General features: G+C 70.0%; 4 protein-coding genes and 1 pseudogene. 2 read left to right on the forward strand and 3 right to left on the reverse strand.

Annotation, left to right across the window (positions count from 1 at the left end; genetic code table 11):
- Together ABNT58_RS03760 and ABNT58_RS03765 are read right to left on the reverse strand one after the other, a co-directional pair.
- A partial coding sequence (locus ABNT58_RS03760) for an efflux RND transporter permease subunit (protein WP_348752177.1) occupies nucleotides 1–1807 on the reverse strand: 1807 nt, incomplete at its 3' end.
- Nucleotides 1808–1820: 13 nt separating this feature from the next.
- On the reverse strand, nucleotides 1821–3047 hold the full coding sequence (locus ABNT58_RS03765) for an efflux RND transporter periplasmic adaptor subunit (protein WP_348752178.1): 1227 nt from the start codon (nucleotides 3045–3047) through the stop codon (nucleotides 1821–1823).
- A 176-nt stretch (nucleotides 3048–3223) separates the two neighbouring features.
- On the opposite strand from ABNT58_RS03765, the gene ABNT58_RS03770 reads away from it, so the two are divergent.
- On the forward strand, nucleotides 3224–3619 hold the full coding sequence (locus ABNT58_RS03770; protein ID WP_348752179.1) for a helix-turn-helix domain-containing protein: 396 nt from the start codon (nucleotides 3224–3226) through the stop codon (nucleotides 3617–3619).
- Nucleotides 3616–4017 carry an OsmC family protein gene (locus ABNT58_RS03775; RefSeq protein ID WP_348752180.1) on the forward strand — a complete coding sequence of 134 codons (402 nt, stop codon included), beginning with the start codon at nucleotides 3616–3618 and terminating at the stop codon, nucleotides 4015–4017. Before ABNT58_RS03770 ends, ABNT58_RS03775 begins: the two co-directional genes overlap by 4 nt.
- 1 nt (nucleotide 4018) lies before the next feature.
- Here ABNT58_RS03775 and ABNT58_RS03780 read toward each other — a convergent pair.
- Nucleotides 4019–4579: pseudogene (locus ABNT58_RS03780) on the reverse strand (nitric oxide reductase transcription regulator); the annotation flags it as partial.

Raw genomic sequence — 4579 nt, forward strand, 5'->3', positions numbered from 1 at the left:
CCATGCGGCGGATGACCTCGTCGGTGCGGTCCAGCGTGGCGCCGTCGGGCAGCTGGGCAAAGCCGATCAGGTACTGCTTGTCTTGTGCCGGCACGAAGCCGCTGGGCACCGCCTTGAAAAGGCCGAAGGTCACGGCCACCAGCGCCAGGTACACGGCCATCATCACGGCCTTGCGGCCGATCACGCGCTTGACGCCGCTGCCATAGGCCTGCGAGCCACGGCCGAAGGCGCGGTTGAAGCCGCGGAAGAACCAGCCGAAGGCCCGGTCCATGCCACGGGTGAGCGCGTCCTTGGGTGCGTCGTGGCCCTTGAGCAGCAGCGCCGCCAGGGCTGGCGACAGCGTGAGCGAGTTGATGGCCGAGATGACGGTGGAGATGGCGATCGTCAACGCGAACTGTCGGTAGAACTGGCCGGTGAGGCCGCTGATGAAGGCCAGCGGCACGAACACCGCCACCAGCACCAGCGCGATGGCGATGATGGGGCCCGACACCTCGCGCATCGCGCGGTAGGTGGCCTCGCGCGGGCTGAGGCCGGCTTCGATGTTGCGCTCGACGTTTTCCACCACCACGATGGCGTCGTCCACCACGATGCCGATGGCCAGCACCAGGCCGAACAGGCTGAGCGCGTTGATCGAGAAGCCGAACAGGTGCATCACCGCGAAGGTGCCCACCACCGACACCGGCACCGCCAGCAGCGGAATGATGGACGCGCGCCAGGTCTGCAGGAACACGATGACCACGATGACCACCAGCAGCACGGCTTCCAGCAGCGTGTGCACCACCGACTCGATGGACGCGCGCACGAACTGCGTGGTGTCGTAGACGATGCTGTACTCGACCCCCTCGGGCATGGCCTTCTGCGCATCGGCCATGGTGGCGCGCACCTGGTCGGCGATGTCGATGGCATTCGACCCCGGCGAGGCCAGGATGGCGATGGCCACCGCTTCCTTGTTGTCGAGCAGCGAACGCAGCGCATAGTCGGCCGCGCCCAGCTCCAGCCGCGCCACGTCGCGCAGGCGCGTCACCGCGCCATCGGCACCGGTCTTGACGATGATGTCGCCGAACTGCTCTTCGCTTTCCAGCCGGCCCTGGGCATTGACCGAGAGCTGGAAGTCCACGCCCGGCAGGCCGGGCGAAGCGCCCACCACGCCGGCCGCGGCCTGCACGTTCTGCTGGCGGATGGCGGCAGCCACGTCGCCCGCAGCCAGGCCACGCTCGGCCACCTTGGCCGGGTCCAGCCACACGCGCATCGCGTAGTCGCCGCTGCCCCACAGCTGCACCTGGCCCACACCCTTGAGCCGGGCCAGCCGGTCCTTCAGGTTGATGGCGGCGTAGTTGCGCAGGTAGGTGTTGTCGTAGCGGCCGTTGGGCGACGACAGGTGCACCACCAGCGTCAGGTCGGGCGAGCTCTTGACGGTGGTCACGCCCAGCCGGCGCACCTCTTCAGGCAAGCGCGGCTCGGCCTGCGAGACGCGGTTCTGCACCAACTGCTGTGCCTTGTCGGGGTCCACGCCCAAGGCGAAGGTGACGGTGAGCTGCATCACGCCGTCGGTGGTGGCCTGGCTGCTCATGTAGAGCATGCCTTCCACGCCGTTGATCGACTCTTCCAGCGGCGTGGCCACCGTCTCGGCGATCACCTTGGGGTTGGCGCCCGGGTATTGCGCGCGCACCACCACCGAAGGCGGCACCACCTCGGGGTATTCGGACACCGGCAGCACCCGCAGCGCCAGCAGGCCGCCGATGAGCATCAGCACCGACAGCACGCCGGCGAAGATCGGCCGGTCGATGAAGAACTTGGATAGGTTCATGGCCTGCCCCTGATCACGAATTGGCCTGCGCGGCCTTGCGCTCGGTGGCGGCGGTCACGTCGGGCTTGGCATCCATGGGCACCAGCTTGGGCGCCACCTGCACACCCGGTCGCACCCGCTGCAGGCCGTTGACCACCACCCGCTCGCCGGCCTTCAGGCCCTGGGTGACGACGCGCAGCCCGTCCACCGTGGCGCCCAGGCTCACTTCGCGCCACACCAGCTTGTCGCCTTCACCCACCACCATCACGTAGCGCTTGTTCTGGTCGGTGCCCACGGCGCGTTCGTTCAGCAGCAGCGCCTGGCCGCTGCGCGGCTGGCCCATCTGCAGCCGTGCGAACTGGCCGGGCGTGAGCTGGCCCTGCGGGTTGTCGAACACCGCACGCACACGCACCGTGCCGCTGCGGGCGTCCACCATGTTGTCCACCAGCTGCAGCCGGCCTTCCACCGCGCTGCCGTCCACCGTCTGCATGCGCACCGGAATGCGGTGCAGCTGCGCCTGCCGCTGCGCGGCCGGCAGCTCGGCCAGGGCCTTGGCCACGATGCGCTCGTCGGCATCGAAGCTGGCATAGATGGGATTGACCGACACCAGCGTGGTGAGCACCGGCGCGCCGGCACCGGCGGCAATCAGGTTGCCCACCGTCACCTCGATGCGGCCCACGCGCCCGGCCACCGGCGCCCTCACCTGGGTGTAGCCCAGGTTCAGCCGTGCCGACTGCAGCGCGGCCTGCGCCGCACGCAGGTTGGCGGCGGCTTCGTTGTGGGCATTGCGGCGCTCGTCCAGCTCACGCTGGGCGATGGCCTGTTCCTGCCACAGGCGCTGCGCACGCTCCAGTTCGCTCTGCGTGAAGGCCATGCGCGCCTGCGCGGCGGCGGCCTGGGCTTCGGCCCGGTCCACCTCGGCGCGGTAGGGTGCGGGGTCGATGGTGACCAGCAGCTCGCCGGCCTTGACCAGCGAGCCCTCACGGAAGTGCACCGCCTGCACCGCGCCGGCCACGCGGGAGCGCACCTCCACGCGGTCCACGGCTTCCAGCCGGCCCGAGAACTCGTCCCAGGCGGTGACTTCACGGGCTTCGACGGTGGCCACCGACACCGGCACCGCGGGCGGCGCGGCCTGGGCGGCCGGCACATCGGCCGCGTCGCTGCGCGGTGAGAGGGACAGGGCCGCGGCGGCGGCGATGGCAGTGACGGCAATGCCGCCGAGCCACCAGGCGCGAGGCCGGCTCAGGTTGGGGCGATTCATGGGGCAACTCCTGCTGGAAAGACGGAACCGCGGGCGCGCTCATCGACGGCCCGGCTGCTTCTTGTGAGGGGTGCGTGGCCTGCAGCCACGGAACCTGGGCTCTACAATGCGATCTCAGTTTCCGAAAGGCAAGTACACACCTTTTGGTAAGTGCCAGAAATTTTTCCGGAGGCCCCGTGATTCGCAAGACCTATGGTTGCGGCCTGGAAGCCGCGTTGTCGCTCATCGGCGGCAAGTGGAAGCTGTTGATCCTTTACAACCTGGCCGAAGGCGAGCCCCGCCGCTTCGGCGAGCTGCGGCGCGCCATCGGCCACATCAGCGAGAAGATGCTGACGCAGGAGCTGAAGGAGCTGGAGCTGGACGGCGTGGTCAAGCGGCACGACTACCAGGAGGTGCCGCCGCGGGTGGAATACACCATCACGCCCTTCGGTGAATCCTTGATGACGGCGCTGGCGCCCCTGTGCGAATGGGGCAGCAAGCACATGAAGAAGATCGGCAACCTGCCCACGCAGGCGCTGCCGGACGACGAGAATGAGCCCGTGATGTGCAGCAACGCGAAGGTGAAAGCATGACGATCCAGGCGCAATGGAACAGTGAGCGCGGCGTGTCGGCTTGCGAGGTGGCCCTGCCGGGCGGCCTGCTGTCGGTGGACATCGACGCCAAGCCCGGCACGCCCGCAACGGCCCCTTCGCCGCACGACCTGCTGGACGCGGCGCTGGCCGCCTGCACCACGCTCACGCTGGAGCTGTACGCCCAGCGCAAGGCGATGGAAGTGCGGCAGATCGACGTGAAGGTGACGCACCGCCACGAGGCCGGCGCCTATTGCATGCAGCGCAGCATCCAGGTGTTCGGTGCGCTCACCGAAGACCAGCGCGCCGCGCTGCTGCGCGTGGCCGAGGCCTGCCCGGTGCACAAGACGCTGGTGGGCGACATCCAGATCGAGACGCGGCTGGAAGCCGACGCACTGTAGCTCACCGCGGCGCGGGCGGCCCGGCGATGCCCAGCCGCCGCGCCAGCCGCGCCAGGTTGCCGCGGTCCAGGCCCAGCTCGCGCGCGGCCGGCGCCCAGCGCTGGCCATGGCGCTGCAGCGCCTGGGTGATGAGCTGGCGCTGGTAGGCGTCCACCGCTTCGCGCAGCGGCACGCCGGCGGCGGTGGTCGACGCAGGGGCCTCGGCAGCTGGGGGCTCGCCGGTCGGCGCCGCGCCGCCAGCCGCTGCCTCTGCGGCGGGCAGTCCCAGGTCCTCGGCCGTCAGGCTCAGGATGCGCGGCTGCCCGGTGCCCAAGCTGCCCGCCCGGCCGACCGCCCGCAGCACGCTGCGGCCCACCAGGTGTTCCAGCTCGCGCACGTTGCCAGGCCAGTCGTGAGCCAGCAGCGCGGCCTGGGCGTCGGCCTCCAGCCGCAGGCCGCCCAGGCCCAGGCGGGCGCGGTTCTGTTCCAGGAAGTGGCCGCAGATCAGCAGCACGTCGCGGCCCCGCTCACGCAGCGGCGGCACCTGCAACGGGTACACGCTGAGCCGGTGGTAGAAGTCGGC

The organism is uncultured Aquincola sp. (assembly GCF_964001545.1).
In the GTDB taxonomy this organism is placed as follows: Bacteria; Pseudomonadota; Gammaproteobacteria; order Burkholderiales; family Burkholderiaceae_C; genus Aquincola.

Coding starts and splice junctions, on each gene's coding strand:
- ABNT58_RS03765 (WP_348752178.1), bottom strand. CDS start 3,047: ATGAATCGCCCCAACCTGAGCCGGCCTCGCGCCTGGTGGCTCGGCGGC.
- ABNT58_RS03775 (WP_348752180.1), top strand. CDS start 3,616: ATGACGATCCAGGCGCAATGGAACAGTGAGCGCGGCGTGTCGGCTTGC.